Source organism: Citrobacter sp. Cpo012 (assembly GCF_030333015.1).
Classification (GTDB): Bacteria; Pseudomonadota; Gammaproteobacteria; order Enterobacterales; family Enterobacteriaceae; genus Citrobacter; species Citrobacter portucalensis.
Genome location: NZ_JAOWGR010000030.1, coordinates 269778 through 286317 on the forward strand (window position 1 = coordinate 269778; position 16540 = coordinate 286317).

20 protein-coding genes and 1 pseudogene are annotated in these 16540 nt (G+C 53.4%); 16 read left to right on the forward strand and 5 right to left on the reverse strand.

All coding sequences use genetic code 11. The features are described 5' to 3' along the window. The first annotated feature begins 26 nt into the window (after positions 1 to 26). The 14 genes and pseudogenes from fliF (at position 27) to rcsA (ending at position 11527) form a co-directional block, all read left to right on the forward strand. The gene (gene fliF, locus OGX90_RS03550; protein ID WP_286623152.1) at positions 27 to 1700 is read left to right on the forward strand and encodes a flagellar basal-body MS-ring/collar protein FliF; all 1674 of its coding nucleotides are present in this window, start codon (positions 27 to 29) and stop codon (positions 1698 to 1700) included. Next, positions 1693 to 2691, forward strand: a complete 999-nt coding sequence (gene fliG / locus OGX90_RS03555; protein WP_003030443.1) for a flagellar motor switch protein FliG — start codon at positions 1693 to 1695, stop codon at positions 2689 to 2691. The genes fliF and fliG overlap by 8 nt, the downstream gene beginning before the upstream one ends. Continuing rightward, a complete protein-coding gene (gene fliH / locus OGX90_RS03560; RefSeq protein ID WP_003834049.1) occupies positions 2684 to 3391 on the forward strand; it encodes a flagellar assembly protein FliH in 708 nt (235 codons plus the stop codon). Before fliG ends, fliH begins: the two co-directional genes overlap by 8 nt. Then, a complete protein-coding gene (gene fliI, locus OGX90_RS03565; protein WP_003030440.1) occupies positions 3391 to 4761 on the forward strand; it encodes a flagellar protein export ATPase FliI in 1371 nt (456 codons plus the stop codon). Before fliH ends, fliI begins: the two co-directional genes overlap by 1 nt. A gap of 21 nt (positions 4762 to 4782) precedes the next feature. Continuing rightward, positions 4783 to 5226 carry a flagellar export protein FliJ gene (fliJ, locus tag OGX90_RS03570; protein WP_234692079.1) on the forward strand — a complete coding sequence of 148 codons (444 nt, stop codon included), beginning with the start codon at positions 4783 to 4785 and terminating at the stop codon, positions 5224 to 5226. After that, entirely contained in the window at positions 5223 to 6437 is a 1215-nt protein-coding gene (gene fliK, locus OGX90_RS03575) for a flagellar hook length control protein FliK (protein WP_234692080.1), read from the forward strand. Before fliJ ends, fliK begins: the two co-directional genes overlap by 4 nt. A gap of 104 nt (positions 6438 to 6541) precedes the next feature. Further along, positions 6542 to 7009 (forward strand): flagellar basal body-associated protein FliL, encoded by a 468-nt coding sequence (gene fliL / locus OGX90_RS03580; RefSeq protein ID WP_003834054.1) that lies wholly within the window; start codon positions 6542 to 6544, stop codon positions 7007 to 7009. Between the two features lie 4 nt (positions 7010 to 7013). Beyond that, positions 7014 to 8018 carry a flagellar motor switch protein FliM gene (gene fliM / locus OGX90_RS03585; RefSeq protein WP_003030434.1) on the forward strand — a complete coding sequence of 335 codons (1005 nt, stop codon included), beginning with the start codon at positions 7014 to 7016 and terminating at the stop codon, positions 8016 to 8018. Further along, positions 8015 to 8428 carry a flagellar motor switch protein FliN gene (gene fliN, locus OGX90_RS03590; protein WP_003030433.1) on the forward strand — a complete coding sequence of 138 codons (414 nt, stop codon included), beginning with the start codon at positions 8015 to 8017 and terminating at the stop codon, positions 8426 to 8428. The genes fliM and fliN overlap by 4 nt, the downstream gene beginning before the upstream one ends. Next, the gene (gene fliO / locus OGX90_RS03595; RefSeq protein WP_103014243.1) at positions 8428 to 8805 is read left to right on the forward strand and encodes a flagellar biosynthetic protein FliO; all 378 of its coding nucleotides are present in this window, start codon (positions 8428 to 8430) and stop codon (positions 8803 to 8805) included. The genes fliN and fliO overlap by 1 nt, the downstream gene beginning before the upstream one ends. Further along, positions 8805 to 9542 (forward strand): flagellar type III secretion system pore protein FliP, encoded by a 738-nt coding sequence (fliP, locus tag OGX90_RS03600; protein ID WP_003834056.1) that lies wholly within the window; start codon positions 8805 to 8807, stop codon positions 9540 to 9542. Before fliO ends, fliP begins: the two co-directional genes overlap by 1 nt. A 9-nt stretch (positions 9543 to 9551) precedes the next feature. Then, positions 9552 to 9821, forward strand: coding sequence for a flagellar biosynthesis protein FliQ (fliQ, locus tag OGX90_RS03605; protein WP_008785117.1), 270 nt, complete (start codon positions 9552 to 9554; stop codon positions 9819 to 9821). A gap of 8 nt (positions 9822 to 9829) precedes the next feature. After that, positions 9830 to 10670, forward strand: a pseudogene (gene fliR, locus OGX90_RS03610) (flagellar biosynthetic protein FliR). Positions 10671 to 10903: 233 nt separating this feature from the next. Beyond that, entirely contained in the window at positions 10904 to 11527 is a 624-nt protein-coding gene (gene rcsA / locus OGX90_RS03615; RefSeq protein ID WP_003030421.1) for a transcriptional regulator RcsA, read from the forward strand. Positions 11528 to 11581: 54 nt separating this feature from the next. Here rcsA and dsrB read toward each other — a convergent pair whose 3' ends face one another. Then, complete coding sequence (gene dsrB / locus OGX90_RS03620) at positions 11582 to 11770, reverse strand: protein DsrB (protein ID WP_003030419.1); 189 nt, start codon at positions 11768 to 11770, stop codon at positions 11582 to 11584. 163 nt (positions 11771 to 11933) lie between these two features. Here dsrB and yodD point away from each other — a divergent pair, with 163 nt between their 5' ends. Then, a complete protein-coding gene (gene yodD, locus OGX90_RS03625; RefSeq protein ID WP_003030417.1) occupies positions 11934 to 12161 on the forward strand; it encodes a YodD family peroxide/acid resistance protein in 228 nt (75 codons plus the stop codon). A 206-nt stretch (positions 12162 to 12367) separates the two neighbouring features. Here the strand turns inward: yodD and OGX90_RS03630 are convergent, their stop codons facing one another. Together OGX90_RS03630 and OGX90_RS03635 are read right to left on the reverse strand one after the other, a co-directional pair. Further along, positions 12368 to 12553: a YodC family protein gene (locus OGX90_RS03630; protein WP_003834060.1), complete on the reverse strand. Its 186-nt coding sequence runs from the start codon at positions 12551 to 12553 to the stop codon at positions 12368 to 12370. 77 nt (positions 12554 to 12630) lie between these two features. Further along, the gene (locus OGX90_RS03635; protein ID WP_286623159.1) at positions 12631 to 13542 is read right to left on the reverse strand and encodes a DUF808 domain-containing protein; all 912 of its coding nucleotides are present in this window, start codon (positions 13540 to 13542) and stop codon (positions 12631 to 12633) included. 178 nt (positions 13543 to 13720) lie between these two features. On the opposite strand from OGX90_RS03635, the gene yedA reads away from it, so the two are divergent. Continuing rightward, positions 13721 to 14641 carry a drug/metabolite exporter YedA gene (yedA, locus tag OGX90_RS03640; protein ID WP_003834062.1) on the forward strand — a complete coding sequence of 307 codons (921 nt, stop codon included), beginning with the start codon at positions 13721 to 13723 and terminating at the stop codon, positions 14639 to 14641. Here the strand turns inward: yedA and OGX90_RS03645 are convergent. Then, entirely contained in the window at positions 14633 to 15100 is a 468-nt protein-coding gene (locus tag OGX90_RS03645) for a very short patch repair endonuclease (protein ID WP_137377236.1), read from the reverse strand. The two genes, yedA and OGX90_RS03645, sit on opposite strands and share 9 nt — an antisense overlap. Continuing rightward, positions 15081 to 16511: a DNA cytosine methyltransferase gene (locus OGX90_RS03650; RefSeq protein ID WP_079935377.1), complete on the reverse strand. Its 1431-nt coding sequence runs from the start codon at positions 16509 to 16511 to the stop codon at positions 15081 to 15083. Before OGX90_RS03650 ends, OGX90_RS03645 begins: the two co-directional genes overlap by 20 nt. Positions 16512 to 16540 lie beyond the last annotated feature (29 nt).

Here is a 16540-nt window from a genome sequence, read left to right on the forward strand (position 1 = left end):
GTCCACGATAAGCCACGAGGTGCGAGATGAGTGCGACAGCATCGACTGCAACCCAGCTTAAACCTCTCGAGTGGTTAAACCGCCTGCGCGCGAATCCCAGAATTCCGTTGATTGTGGCGGGAGCCGCTGCCGTCGCTATCATCGTGGCGATGGTCCTGTGGGCCAAAGCGCCTGACTATCGCACGCTGTTCAGCAATCTTTCCGATCAGGATGGTGGCGCGATTGTCACCCAACTGACGCAGATGAACGTTCCCTATCGTTTTACAGAGGGAAGCGGTGCTATAGAAGTTCCTGCCGATAAAGTCCACGAACTACGTTTACGTCTGGCGCAGCAAGGCCTGCCGAAAGGCGGCGCCGTTGGTTTTGAACTGCTGGATCAGGAAAAGTTTGGTATCAGCCAGTTTAGCGAGCAGGTCAACTACCAGCGTGCGCTGGAAGGTGAATTAGCCCGTACCATTGAAACGCTGGGACCGGTAAAACGCGCCCGCGTGCATCTGGCAATGCCGAAACCGTCGCTGTTTGTGCGTGAGCAAAAAGCGCCTTCAGCCTCCGTGACCGTTAACCTTGAACCGGGTCGCGCACTGGATGAAGGTCAAATCAGTGCGGTCACGCATCTGGTTTCCAGCGCTGTCGCAGGGTTACCGCCGGGCAACGTTACGCTGGTCGACCAGGCAGGTCATCTGTTAACTCAGTCGAACACCAGCAGCCGCGATCTTAACGATGCGCAGTTGAAATACGCCAGCGATGTCGAAGGCCGCGTTCAACGTCGTATCGAATCGATCCTGTCGCCGATTGTCGGCAACGGTAACGTACATGCGCAGGTCACCGCGCAGCTGGATTTTGCTAATAAAGAGCAAACCGAAGAACAGTACCGTCCAAACGGTGATGATTCCCAGGCCGTGCTGCGTTCACGCCAGTTAAACGTCAGCGAGCAGGTCGGAAGCGGAGCGCCAGGCGGCGTACCGGGCGCATTGTCTAATCAGCCAGCACCGGCAAATACCGCGCCAATCGCCAACCCTCCGGCTAATCAGCAAAATGCGCAAACCACGCAGACGGCAAATAACAGCAATAATGCCGGTCCACGCAGTACGCAGCGCAATGAAACCAGCAACTATGAAGTCGACCGTACCATTCGCCACACCAAAATGAACGTCGGGGATGTGCAGCGTCTCTCGGTTGCAGTGGTGGTCAACTATAAAACGTTGCCGGACGGCAAACCGCTGCCGCTAACCGCCGATCAGATGAAACAGATTGAGGATCTGACCCGCGAAGCGATGGGCTTCTCCGACAAACGTGGCGATACCCTGAACGTGGTGAACTCTCCGTTCACGGCGACCGACGATTCCATTGGCGAGCTGCCGTTCTGGAAACAGCCGTTCTTTATTGATCAGTTGATGACCGCAGGCCGTTGGTTACTGGTTCTGCTAGTTGCCTGGATTCTGTGGCGCAAAGCTGTTCGCCCGCAGTTGGTTCGCCGCAGCGAAGAAGCAAAAGCGGTACAAGAACAAACGCGTATTCGTCAGGAAACCGAAGAAGCGGTAGAAGTTCGCCTCAGCAAAGACGAACAGACCCAGCAGCGTCGTACGAATCAGCGTCTGGGTGCAGAAGTGATGAGCCAGCGTATTCGTGAAATGTCAGATAACGATCCGCGCGTCGTGGCGCTGGTCATTCGCCAGTGGATGAGTAACGATCATGAGTAATGCCCTTACCGGTACCGATAAAAGCGTCATCCTGCTGATGACCATTGGCGAAGATCGCGCGGCAGAGGTGTTTAAACACCTTTCCACGCGCGAAGTTCAGGCGCTGAGTACAGCGATGGCGAACGTACGCCAGATCTCCAACAAACAGTTGACTGAAGTGCTGGCCGAATTTGAGCAAGAAGCAGAACAGTTTGCCGCGCTGAATATCAATGCCAACGAATATCTGCGCTCGGTGCTGGTGAAAGCGCTGGGCGAGGAACGCGCCTCCAGCCTGCTGGAAGATATTCTGGAAACCCGCGATACCACCAGCGGCATTGAAACGCTCAACTTTATGGAGCCGCAAAGCGCCGCCGACCTTATCCGCGACGAGCATCCGCAAATTATCGCCACCATTCTGGTGCACCTCAAACGGGGCCAGGCCGCCGATATTCTGGCGCTGTTCGACGAGCGTTTACGTCACGACGTGATGCTGCGTATCGCCACCTTCGGCGGCGTACAGCCTGCCGCGCTGGCAGAACTGACCGAGGTACTGAACGGTCTGCTCGATGGCCAGAACCTCAAGCGCAGCAAAATGGGCGGCGTGAGAACGGCGGCAGAAATTATCAACCTGATGAAAACCCAGCAGGAAGAAGCGGTTATCACCGCCGTGCGCGAATTCGACGGCGAACTGGCGCAGAAAATTATCGACGAGATGTTCCTGTTCGAAAACCTGGTGGACGTCGACGATCGCAGTATCCAGCGCCTGCTGCAGGAAGTGGATTCCGAATCGCTGCTGATTGCGCTGAAAGGTGCCGAACAGCCGCTACGCGAGAAGTTCCTGCGCAACATGTCGCAACGTGCTGCCGATATTCTGCGCGACGACCTTGCCAACCGCGGTCCGGTGCGCTTGTCGCAGGTGGAAAACGAACAGAAAGCGATTCTGCTTATTGTGCGTCGTCTGGCGGAAACCGGCGAGATGGTGATCGGCAGCGGCGAGGATACCTATGTCTAACGAACTGCCGTGGAAAGTCTGGACTCCGGACGATCTCGCCCCACCGATGGCAGAGTTCGTGCTGGCCGACCACAGCGAAACGCCGCTGTCCGAAGAGACGGAAGAACCCGAGCTTTCCGCAGAGCAACAGCTTGAACAACAGCTCGCACAGCTGCAAATGCAGGCCCATGAGCAAGGGTATAACGCGGGGCTGGCGGAAGGTCGACAAAAGGGTCATGAACAAGGCTATCAGGAAGGTCTGAGCCAGGGGCTGGAGCAAGGCCAGAACCAGGCGCGTGCGCAGCATGCGCCGATTCATGCCCGTATGCAGCAACTGGTGAGCGAGTTTCAGAATACGCTGGACGCACTGGACAGCGTCATTGCCTCGCGCCTGATGCAAATGGCGCTGGAAGCTGCGCGTCAGGTGATTGGTCAGACGCCTATCGTGGATAACGCTGCGCTGATTAAGCAGATCCAACAGTTATTGCAACAGGAACCGCTGTTTAGCGGTAAGCCACAGTTGCGCGTACATCCGGACGATCTCCAGCGTGTTGAGGAGATGCTCGGTGCCACTCTCAGCCTGCACGGCTGGCGGCTGCGCGGCGATCCCACGCTGCATCACGGCGGATGTAAAGTTTCAGCCGACGAAGGCGATCTGGATGCCAGCGTCGCCACGCGCTGGCAAGAACTCTGCCGTCTGGCAGCGCCGGGAGTTGTGTAATGACCACTCGCCTGACTCGCTGGCTCAATACGCTGGACAACTTCGAAGAGAAAATGTCGCTGCTGCCTGCAGTGCGTCGTTACGGTCGCCTGACCCGCGCAACCGGGCTGGTGCTGGAAGCCACGGGGTTACAGCTGCCGCTGGGTGCCACCTGCGTCATTGAACGCCAGGACGGCAACGAAACCCAGGAAGTCGAAAGTGAAGTCGTGGGTTTTAACGGTCAACGTCTGTTTCTGATGCCGCTCGAAGAGGTCGAAGGCGTTCTGCCCGGGGCGCGCGTGTACGCGAAGAACATTGCCGGAGAAGGTCTGCAAAGCGGGAAGCAATTACCGCTTGGCCCTGCTCTGCTGGGGCGTGTGCTGGACGGCAGCGGCAAACCGCTCGACGGACTGCCCGCCCCGGATACCACCGAAACCGGCGCGCTGATTACACCGCCGTTTAACCCGCTGCAACGTACCGCAATTGAACACGTCCTGGATACCGGTGTACGCCCCATCAACGCGTTGTTAACCGTAGGTCGCGGCCAGCGTATGGGGCTTTTCGCAGGTTCCGGCGTCGGTAAAAGCGTCCTGCTCGGCATGATGGCGCGTTATACCCAGGCCGACGTCATCGTCGTGGGCCTGATTGGCGAGCGTGGCCGCGAAGTTAAAGATTTTATTGAAAATATTCTCGGCGCTGACGGTCGCGCACGCTCGGTAGTGATTGCCGCTCCGGCGGACGTCTCGCCGCTGTTACGTATGCAAGGCGCGGCCTACGCCACGCGCATCGCCGAAGATTTCCGCGATCGCGGACAGCACGTATTGCTGATTATGGATTCCCTCACCCGCTATGCGATGGCGCAACGTGAGATAGCCCTGGCGATCGGCGAGCCGCCGGCGACTAAAGGTTATCCGCCGTCAGTATTCGCCAAATTACCGGCGCTGGTTGAACGTGCCGGGAACGGTATTCACGGCGGCGGTTCAGTCACCGCGTTTTATACGGTACTGACCGAGGGTGACGACCAGCAGGACCCGATTGCCGATTCCGCGCGCGCAATTCTGGACGGCCACATTGTGCTGTCACGTCATCTGGCCGAGGCGGGTCACTATCCGGCCATCGATATTGAAGCCTCGATCAGCCGCGCCATGACCGCGCTCATTAGTGAAAAACATTACGCACGGGTGCGCAACTTTAAACAGTTGCTGTCCAGCTTCCAGCGTAACCGCGATCTGGTTAGCGTGGGGGCGTATGCCAAAGGCAGCGATCCAATGCTGGATAAAGCCATCGCCTTATGGCCACAGCTGGAAGCGTTTTTACAGCAAGGCATCTTTGAACGGGCTGACTGGGAAGATTCTCTACAAGCTTTAGAACTGATTTTCCCTGGTGTGTGATTAAGCAGGAGAGCATAGGTCATGGCACAACATGGTGCGTTAGCAACACTGAAAGACCTGGCTGAAAAAGAGGTAGATGACGCCGCTGTCTTATTAGGAGAGATGCGTCGTGGCTGTCAGCAGGCAGAAGAACAGTTAAAAATGCTGATCGATTATCAGCATGAGTATCGCAACAATCTGAATACCTATATGGGCCAGGGTATTACCAGCAATCGCTGGATTAACTACCAGCAATTTATTCAGACGCTGGAAAAAGCGATTGAGCAACACCGCCAACAGCTCAATCAGTGGACGCAAAAAGTGGACATGGCTTTGAACAGTTGGCGCGACAAAAAACAGCGATTACAGGCGTGGCAGACGTTGCAGGACAGACAAACCTCGGCGGCGTTACTGGCCGAAAACCGTCTGGATCAGAAAAAAATGGATGAATTTGCTCAGCGCGCAGCTATGAGGAAACCCGAATGATTACTTTACCCCAACTGATTACCACCGACACAGACGTAGCCGCAGGTCTTCAGTCAGGCAAAGCGGTAGATTCACCCGAGGATTTTTTAGCGCTGCTGGCTGGCGCATTAGGTGCGGGCGACGCGCAGGGTAAAGACGCTCCGCTGTCGCTTGCCGACTTACAGGCGGCCAGCAGTAAGCTGCAGAAAGGATTACTGCAAAAAAATGGCGATGCCGCACAGTCGGTCAAATTAACCGATCTGTTGGCGCAACAGGAGCTACAAACCGAGTCTTCTCTTGCCGACATGACAGACGCTCAGCAACTGTTGTCTGCTCTCACACCTTCACTGAAAGCTAATGCCCTGACGACGCTGGGCAAAGTCGCTCAGCAGGACGAAAAAAATACTACGCTGAGTGATGACGATCTCGCCAATCTGAGCGCATTGTTCGCCATGCTGCCAGGACAACCGCTGGCTACGCCTGCCGTCGACAGCGCACCAGCCCCGGTTGATGCCACGCTTTCGGTGTTGTCACGTGGCGCGGTACACGGCGCGACGACTGATAATGCAGACGAATTGCTGCCGGGTGATGCCAAAAAAGGCAAAGCGGATGTCACACTTGCTGGCGGTGGTGCTAATCAGGCAAACAATACAGCACTAACCCCGCTGACGGCGGCGGCGAACGCCAGAGCTGAAATCGACAGCACCCCGTCACCGACTAGCATTGGCATGACTGCGGCCCCGCTAAGTGGTCCACAAACACACGCACAACCGTTACCGACGGCAGCGCCAGTGTTAAGCGCTCCGTTAGGTAGCCATGAATGGCAGCAATCGCTGAGCCAGCACGTCACATTGTTTACGCGCCAGGGCCAGCAAAGCGCAGAGCTGCGTCTGCATCCGCAGGACCTGGGTCAGGTACATATTTCCCTCAAGCTGGACGACAACCTCGCACAATTGCAAATGGTATCACCGCACAGTCACGTGCGCGCCGCACTGGAAGCCGCATTACCGATGCTGCGTACGCAGTTGGCTGAAAGCGGCATTCAACTGGGGCAAAGCAACATCAGCAGTGAAAGCTTCGCCGGACAACAGCAGTCTTCCGGGCAGCAACAGCAGGCTGGTCGCGCTCAAGGACAAGACATTTTTGCCGCTGAAGATGACGCAATACTGGCAACCCCAGCCTCGCTGCAAGCCGCTGCCCGCGGCGATGGCGCAGTAGACATCTTCGCCTAACGCCAGAGGTAGCATGATTATCCGCGTCTTTTCCACGCTTTGTCGTGGACAGGACACGGGATAATCAGCCCATAAGCTGTACCGAAACAGGAAGCCCGTATCTGATGACTGACTCCGCGATTAACAAAAAAAGTAAACGCGCTATTTGGATCCCTCTGCTGGTATTAATTACCCTCGCCGCCTGCGCAACTGCGGGTTATAGCTACTGGCGCATGCAGCAGCAGCCGTCCGCCAGCGTCAAAGCGGAACCGCCTCCACCGCCAGCCCCGGTGTTCTTTGCGCTGGATACCTTTACCGTCAATCTGGGTGATGCAGACCGTGTGCTGTATATCGGTATCACGCTGCGCATGAAAGATGAGGCGACACGTTCACGTCTTAACGAATATCTGCCGGAAGTGCGCAGCCGCTTGCTGCTGCTGTTCTCTCGTCAGAATGCAGCCACACTCGCCACCGAGGAAGGTAAGCAACAGCTGATTACCGCCATCAAAGAGACGCTGGCGACTCCGCTCGTTGTTGGGCAGCCGAAACAGGTTGTCACCGACGTTCTTTATACAGCTTTTATTCTGCGGTAAAGACATGGGCGACAGTATTCTTTCTCAGGCTGAAATCGACGCATTGCTCAACGGCGATAGCGAAACCAAAGACGAACCCATTTCAGGTATCGCAAAAGAAAGCGATATTCGTCCTTATGATCCCAACACTCAGCGTCGCGTGGTACGTGAGCGTTTACAGGCGTTGGAGATCATTAACGAACGCTTTGCGCGCCAGTTCCGTATGGGGTTATTTAACCTGTTGCGCCGTAGCCCGGATATTACCGTGGGTGCGATCCGTATCCAGCCATACCATGAATTTGCGCGCAACTTACCGGTTCCGACCAACCTGAACTTAATCCACCTGAAGCCGCTGCGCGGTACGGGTCTGGTGGTGTTCTCACCGAGTCTGGTATTTATCGCCGTAGACAACCTGTTTGGCGGTGACGGTCGTTTCCCGACGAAAGTCGAAGGTCGCGAATTTACGCACACGGAACAGCGCGTTATCAACCGCATGCTTAAGCTGGCGCTGGAAAGCTACAGCGACGCGTGGAAGGCCATCAACCCGCTGGAAGTGGAATACGTCCGTTCGGAAATGCAGGTGAAATTTACCAATATCACTACCTCTCCGAACGACATTGTGGTGAACACCCCGTTCCACGTTGAAATTGGCAACCTGACAGGTGAATTTAACATCTGTCTGCCATTCAGCATGATTGAACCGTTGCGTGAGCTGCTGGTGAATCCGCCGCTGGAAAACTCACGTAATGAAGATCAGAACTGGCGCAATAATCTGGTGCGTCAGGTTCAGCATTCTGAGCTGGAGCTGGTGGCAAACTTTGCCGACATTCCGCTGCGGCTATCCCAGATTTTAAAACTGAAACCCGGCGATGTACTGCCGATTGAAAAACCCGACCGCATTATTGCTCATGTGGACGGCGTGCCTGTGCTGACCAGCCAGTATGGCACCGTAAACGGTCAGTATGCGTTACGCGTAGAACATCTGATAAACCCGATTTTGAATTCGCTGAATGAGGAACAGCCCAAATGAGTGATATGAATAATCCGTCCGATGAGAACACTGGCGCATTGGACGATCTGTGGGCTGACGCGTTAAACGAGCAAAAAACCACGCCCACCAAAAGTGCGGCCGATGCGGTATTCCAGCAGTTAGGTGGCGGCGACGTCAGCGGTGCTTTGCAGGACATCGACCTGATCATGGACATTCCGGTCAAGCTGACCGTCGAACTGGGCCGTACCCGCATGACCATCAAAGAGCTGCTGCGTCTGACGCAGGGTTCGGTTGTCGCACTGGATGGTCTGGCAGGCGAACCGCTGGATATTCTGATCAACGGTTATCTGATTGCCCAGGGCGAAGTCGTCGTAGTTGCGGACAAATACGGTGTGCGTATCACTGACATTATCACCCCGTCTGAACGTATGCGCCGTCTGAGCCGTTAATCATGAATACCCAGGCTACCGTTTCTCAACCCGCCGCCGTTCCCGGCTCACCGCTGGTGCAGGTAAGCGGCGCGCTGCTCGGGATCATCGTCTTGATCCTGGCGGCGGCCTGGGTCATTAAACGTCTGGGGTTTGCCCCTAAAAGTGCCGGTACGCGCGGGCTAAAAGTTACGGCCAGCACCTCACTGGGTCCACGTGAGCGCGTGGTGATTGTCGAGGTCGAAGATGCCCGTCTGGTACTAGGCGTCACAGCCTCGCAGATTAACGTCCTGCACACCCTGCCCCCGGCACCTGCCGATGCAGAAGAAAAAACGGCCTCCCCTGCGGATTTCCAGGCCATGATGAAGAGTTTGCTGAAGCGTCCTGGGAGATCCTGATGCGCCGTTTGTTATCCCTTACGCTGGCAGGCTTGTGGCTTTTCAGCCCCGTTGCCCTCGCCCAACTCCCGGGTCTGGTCAGTCAGCCTTTGCCGGGCGGCGGACAAAACTGGACGTTACCCGTGCAGACGCTGGTGTTCATCACCTCGCTGACGTTCCTGCCTGCAATTTTGCTGATGATGACCAGCTTCACCCGCATCATCATCGTTTTTGGTCTACTGCGAAATGCGCTGGGTACCCCCTCAGCACCACCTAACCAGGTGCTCCTGGGCCTGGCGCTCTTTTTGACCTTTTTCATCATGTCGCCGGTGATCGATAAAATCTACGTTGACGCATACCAACCGTTCAGCGAAGAGAAGATCTCCATGCAGGAAGCCATGGAGAAAGGCGCCCAGCCGCTGCGTGAGTTTATGTTGCGCCAGACCCGTGAAGCCGATCTGGCACTCTTCGCGCGCTTAGCAAACAGCGGTCCGTTACAGGGACCAGAAGCCGTGCCGATGCGGATTTTGCTGCCCGCTTATGTAACCAGTGAGCTGAAAACAGCATTCCAGATAGGCTTTACCATTTTTATTCCGTTTCTGATTATCGACCTGGTGATCGCCAGCGTGTTGATGGCGCTCGGGATGATGATGGTCCCGCCCGCCACAATCGCGTTGCCGTTCAAGCTGATGCTGTTTGTGTTGGTAGACGGTTGGCAGCTACTTGTCGGCTCGCTGGCACAAAGCTTTTACAGTTAGAGGCGCGAAATGACTCCTGAATCGGTCATGATGATGGGCACAGAGGCGATGAAAGTCGCCCTGGCCCTTGCCGCGCCTTTGCTGTTGGTCGCTCTCATCACGGGTCTTATCATCAGTATTCTGCAGGCGGCGACCCAGATTAACGAAATGACGCTGTCCTTCATCCCCAAAATTGTCGCGGTGTTTATTGCCATTATCGTTGCTGGCCCGTGGATGCTTAACCTGCTGCTCGACTACGTGCGTACGCTGTTCAGCAATATCCCCTATATCATCGGGTAGACAACGTTATGTTGCAGGTGTCCAGCATTGAGTGGCTCCACTGGCTGAATTTATACTTCTGGCCTTTGCTGCGCATACTGGCGCTCATCTCAACGGCCCCCATCCTCAGTGAACGAGCCATCCCCAAACGGGTAAAGCTGGGGCTGGGGTTGATGATTACCGTCGTTATCGCCCCATCGATTCCCGCCGTTGACGTCCCCATCTTTTCTGTTGGCGCGCTTTGGCAGGCAATGCAACAAATCCTGATCGGTATCGCATTAGGCTTCACCATGCAGTTTGCGTTTGCCGCAGTACGTACCGCCGGGGAATTAATTGGCCTGCAAATGGGCCTTTCCTTCGCGACGTTCTTCGATCCCGGTAGCCGTCTGAATATGCCGGTTCTGGCACGACTGATCGACATGCTCGCCATGCTGCTGTTCCTCACCTTTAACGGCCATTTATGGCTGATTTCGCTGCTGGTAGATACTTTTCATACTCTGCCCATCGGCGGCAATCCGGTGAACAGCAATGCATTTCTCGCGCTGGCACGGGCGGGCAGCCTGATTTTCCTCAACGGGCTAATGCTGGCCCTGCCGGTAATGACGCTGCTGCTCACGCTGAACCTCGCACTTGGTTTGTTAAATCGCATGGCACCACAGCTGTCGGTTTTCGTCATCGGCTTTCCTCTCACTCTGACCGTAGGTATTTCACTAATGGCGGCGCTAATGCCATTAATTGCGCCATTCTGCGAACGATTATTCAGTGAGATTTTTAATTTACTGGCCGATATCGTCAGCGAAATGCCTGGAAAATAATAACCCTTATTTTTTATCCTGTTTTACTAAGGATTGTCCTAAATTTAAAAAGTGACAACATCCACCAGGATATCTCTGTCGCGGCTTATTTGTTTTTGCCTCACTCACATAACGCAACATTCACTTTACTTTAAGATGTTTCCTGGCAAATTATACGCAACTTTACGGGATAGTAAATTCGCCTGAAAAACAGCGAAAGCGTCATCTTGGGTCGTTATTATTCCGTTTAGTTGTGATGAAATAATCAGGTAAGGGGAATTATCGTTACGCATTGAGTGAGGGTATGCCATGTCAACGATTATTATGGATTTATGCAGTTACACCCGACTAGGGTTAACCGGATATCTGGTAAGTCGGGGAGTGAAAAAAAGGGAAATCAACAACATTTCCAACGTTGATGAACTCAGTCTCGCCTGTGTCTCTCAACAACCCGCTGTGGTGTTTATTAATGAGGACTGCTTTATCCACGATCCTGCAAATAGCCAGCAAATAAAGCAAATCATTAATCAGCATCCCAGCACATTATTTATTGTGTTTATGGCAATTGCCAACGTGCATTTTGATGAATATCTACTCGTCAGAAAAAATTTATTGATTAGTTCTAAATCGATTAAACCTGACTCACTGGATAAACTACTTGGCGATATTCTGAAAAAGGAAGTAGATATTGCTATTGATGTGAATCTGCCGACATTATCATTAAGTCGAACCGAATCCAGCATGCTGCGTATGTGGATGGAGGGTCAGGGAACAATACAGATATCAGATCAAATGAATATCAAAGCCAAGACGGTGTCATCCCATAAGGGGAATATAAAACGAAAGATTAAAACGCATAATAAGCAAGTTATCTATCACGTTGTAAGGCTTACGGATAACGTCACCAATGGTATCTTTGTGAATATGCGCTAAGACGTTCTGACTGGTGGCGACTCCACCAGTCAGAATCAAACAGCGAAACTCATCTCACTCCACTTTTTCCACAAAGATACCATCCTGATGACCTGATTCATTAAAGAACCAGATACCGAGCGGGTAGTCTTCCAGCGAAACCAGGTACATGGTGCCTTCACTAAACTCTTCGATTGCCAGTACCACGCCCGGTCGACGAGGACCGCCGTCCGTTTTGACTGTGACCCGATCATTCACCTTCATAGTTTTCCTCCTGTGGCTTTGTGCCAGTGTAGAACAAATTCCTTTTTCTGGCAGCGCTGTACACGCGCGATTGCGGGTTTTATCGACGGTCTATACTTAAGTTGTGCGTATCTGATGTTTGGGTACGCTCCCCCGGTATCCTTAACGGTTGAGAGGTATGAGGATGAAAACCGCGAAAGAGTACAGCGATACGGCCAAACGTGAAGTCAGCGTCGATGTCGACGCGCTGCTAAAGGCAATCAACGAAATCTGCGAGAGTGAAATTCATCGCAGCCAGGATGACCCGGAGCGCGTCAGCGTTGACGGGCGTGATTACCATACATGGCATGAACTGGCCGATGCGTTCGAGCTTGATATCCATGACTTTAGCGTGTCGGAGATCAATCGCTGACTGAGGGCGAAAAAAATCCCGGCCCTTACCGGGTCGGGATCAAGCTTGCTTATGCAAGAAGCACTTGTAAATTCGTTACACCAGAAAATCTGATGTGAACCAAACCTTATCTGCAATTTTTTTGCCTGACAAGTAAATAATTCTCACCGGAATGATAAATATAACTAATGGGTGAGAGATCACCAGGTTACGGTCGAGCCAAATATTCAGGCATCCTGGGAGAGCTGTCTTCGCTCGCCAGGCACCACCAGTTCATCTTCACGGAATGCTTCCCGTTTAACGCCAAAGCCGTCGTACCAGCGACATTCCACCATTCCGCTGGCATACCCGGTAACGATCATACGTGGGCCACCCTCTTTGGAGGTGACTTCCTCACTGACAGAAAAGACCATACCTGCCTCCTGTATCAAGAGAAACCTTTACACCTTAGATGACAAGAAGGCGTTTTGCGTAATCAGTCCTGTAACAATTAGTGCGAAATTCCGCGCACTCTGGCGACAGCTTTTACCAGCAGAACGACAATCCCACCGATGATAAAGCCGAGCACCAGGTTAAGCAGGGTCGGAAGCATTAGCGAAATCAATGTACTTTGCTGCTGAGCAAAATGTTCAATCGCATGATGCAGCGGCGATATTCCGTGTACCACAATGCCGCCTCCCACTAAAAACATCGCCAGTGTGCCGACCACAGAAAGTGTTTTCATAAGCCAGGGGGCAACCACCAGTAACCCTTTGCCCAACGACTGGGCAAGCAGGCTACGCTTTTCTGCCAACCAGTACCCAATGTCGTCAAGCTTAACGATAATCCCGACCAGGCCATACACGCCCACGGTCACCACTAACGCGATACCTGATAGCACCAACACCTGATTCAGCAAGGGTGCGTCCGCTACAATACCCAGCGTAATTGCGACAATCTCGGCAGACAAAATGAAGTCGGTACGTATTGCCCCTTTGATTTTATCTTTCTCAAAGGTGAGTGGATCCTGTGGGGCCAGAGCAGCCAGACGCTGCTGACGCTCTTCCGGGCTTTCTTTGTGCTTCCGCGCCTCCAGGGTATGCAGAACCTTTTCCACCCCTTCAAAACAGAGAAACGCCCCACCTACCATTAATAAGGGGGTGATCGCCCAGGGAATAAATGCGCTTATCAATAGCGCCAACGGCACCAGAATAACTTTGTTAACAAACGATCCTTTCGCTACACTCCAGACCACCGGGAGTTCGCGGTTCGCCCGCACGCCCGACACCTGCTGTGCATTAAGCGACAGATCATCCCCCAGCACGCCCGCGGTTTTTTTCGCGGCCAGTTTTCCCATCACTGAGATATCATCCAGCAGCGTGGCGATATCATCGAGTAAGGTCAGTAAGCTACTTCCTGCCAAAATTTTCACCCTCAATATTATTTTTTTGCAGTCATAAGTATGAAGTAAAACACGCCATGCTGAAACTGACCTTTCTGGTCAACAAGTTTTTAACATCAACACGTAATTATAAATCTCGCCAGTAAGATAGTTTTGACGTTTACTATGTTGCACCTTTTTATTTCCACCGTGAGGGATTATGCGTTTCAGGCAATTGTTACCGCTTTTCAGTGCGCTATTCGCGCTGTACATCATTTGGGGTTCCACGTACTTCGTTATTCGCATTGGCGTTGAAAGCTGGCCGCCGTTAATGATGGCAGCCGTACGTTTTCTCTCCGCGGGAATTTTACTAACAAGTTTCTTACTTATTCGCGGGCACAAGCTGCCCCCTTTACGCCTAATCCTGAACGCCGCGTTAATTGGTATCCTGCTGCTGGCTGTAGGTAATGGGCTGGTCACCGTCGCAGAACACCAAAATGTCCCTTCCGGTATTGCCGCCGTGGTGGTCGCCACCGTCCCGTTATTTACGCTGTGTTTTAGCCACTTTTTTGGCATCAAAACGCGCAAGCTGGAATGGTTGGGGATAGCGATTGGGCTAGCAGGGATCATCATGCTGAACAGCGGAGGCAATTTAAGTGGCAATCCGTGGGGCGCTATTTTAATCCTGATCGGTTCAATAAGCTGGGCGTTTGGCTCGGTGTACGGTTCACGCATTACGCTACCCGTTGGCATGATGGCCGGAGCCATTGAAATGTTAGCCGCCGGTATTGTGCTGATGTGCGCATCGCTACTCTCCGGGGAAAAACTGACCACCATGCCAACATTTTCAGGCTTTATGGCGGTGGCTTACCTGGCCCTGTTTGGTTCCATTATTGCCATTAATGCGTATATGTTCCTGATCCGCAATGTCAGCCCGGCGCTAGCCACCAGCTATGCCTACGTCAATCCAGTTGTTGCCGTGCTGTTAGGTACCGGTCTGGGGGGTGAAAGACTGGCCCCTATCGAATGGCTGGCGCTCGGCGTGATCGTGTTTGCTGTGGTGCTGGTAACGTTGGGGAAATACCTGTTCCCTGTTAAAGCGGATGCCGTTGCTACCCCGTCGGAAAAAACGTTACAGTAAATGAATACCGCGTGTGTCGATCTGCGCGGTGTCGCCACCGCCGCAGATCCACTCGATGACACGTTCAGATAACGCTTCATCGTCCAGCTTTTCGCGACCACGCAGGGCACACTCCCAGACAATCAGTACGCGCCAGCCCAGAACCTGCAACTTTTCACAATCCCGTGCATCGCGTTGGACATTTTTGCCTATTTTTTCCAGCCAGAATTCCGTTCGTGTCGCGGGGACTTTAAACAAATAGCAATCGTGGTGGTGCCAGAAACAGCCGTGAGTAAAAATCACACAATGATAATCATCCACCACAAAATCGGGGCGACCGGGTAACGTCGCATCCTGCACGCGAAACGTTACCCCCTGCTCTTTCAGCACGCTGGCAAGGCGTTTTTCAATTGCGGTATCGCGGGTAGCTATCGCCCGCATATTTTTACTGCGTGTTGCTTTATCGTGAACGTCTGCCACGCTGGTTCTCTTTCTCGCGAATAGCAACTGCCTGCCTGATTTTCGGCTCCAGCAGCCTGGCCACCGCCGCAAATGCCGGAACGACCACCGAATTACCAAACTGGCGATAAGCCTGGGTATCCGACACAGGGATCCTGAACTGATAGCCCTGCGGAGATTCAAACCCCATCAGACGCGCGCACTCTCTGGGCGTAAGTCTGCGTGGGCGGTGGCGCTGATTCTGCGGATCGTCAAAATCTTTTTCACCCAGCGCCATATCCCAACCACGGTCAATCAGGATCTCCGCTCCATCCTTATAATAACGCGCAGATAACGTGCGCGTTACGCAATCAGGGTTACCGGGATACACCATGCCATAGCCAAATCCATTGCCCCGCGCCTGATGCTTTTTCGCATAGCGATAGAGGTATTTCCACAGCACCGGCGTCAGTACATATTTCGCATCGACGGTCGGCTCAAGCAGTTCCGCCAGCGTGGTACGCCGCGGCGGATAACGCGTGACAATATCCCGCAGCGTGAAGTCTGATTTCAAATTCAGATCGCGTCGGAAGCCGACAAGCACGATACGTTCGCGATGCTGAGGCAAAAAATGTTGCCCATCGATAATTTTCGGATCGTCCGGGCCGTTATCCGCCGCATCCGCTACGTCATAACCCAGCTCGTCCAGCGTTTGCATAATGATGCGAAACGTTTTGCCCTGATCGTGACTCTTCAGGTTTTTGACGTTTTCGAGCACAAATATGGCGGGCCGACGCGCATCGATAATGCGCACCACGTCAAAAAATAGCGTGCCTTGCGTATCACAGGCGAAACCATGTGCCCGCCCTAACGCATTTTTCTTTGATACACCAGCCAGAGAAAATGGCTGACAAGGGAATCCGGCTAACAGCACGTCATGTTCAGGAACATGCTGGCGAATATGTTCTGCCGCCTGCTGGTCACTCACCCCATCGTGATGGCTGAGTGTGATATCACGAATATCTTCATTAAAGTTGTGCTGGAGCGGATCGCAGTAGTTGTTCGCTTTATAGGTGCGCACCGCATGCTTGTTCCACTCACTGGTAAACACGCACTGCCCGCCAATCGCTTCAAAGCCGCGACGAATACCGCCAATGCCAGCAAAAAGATCGATAAAGCGAAAGGCATAATGCGGATGATGCGCAGGTGGTTTCGGCAACAAAGTATTCAGATGAATGAGCTCGCGGTCGCTGAGGCGATGCCATGTTTCATTAGCAACCACTCGTTTAAAAATGGCCGGGCTCCAGCGGTTCTCGCCAACGCCATTCAGATGAGCAACCAGCGTTTTCACGTCATATATTTCAAGCAACTTAGCCAACATCACCTGCACGTCGGTCTCGTTTTCATCTGTCATCGGGTTCATGGAGCCTGCTACTGAAAAATTATCCTGCATACATTTAACCGGCAGAAATGGATAACCGA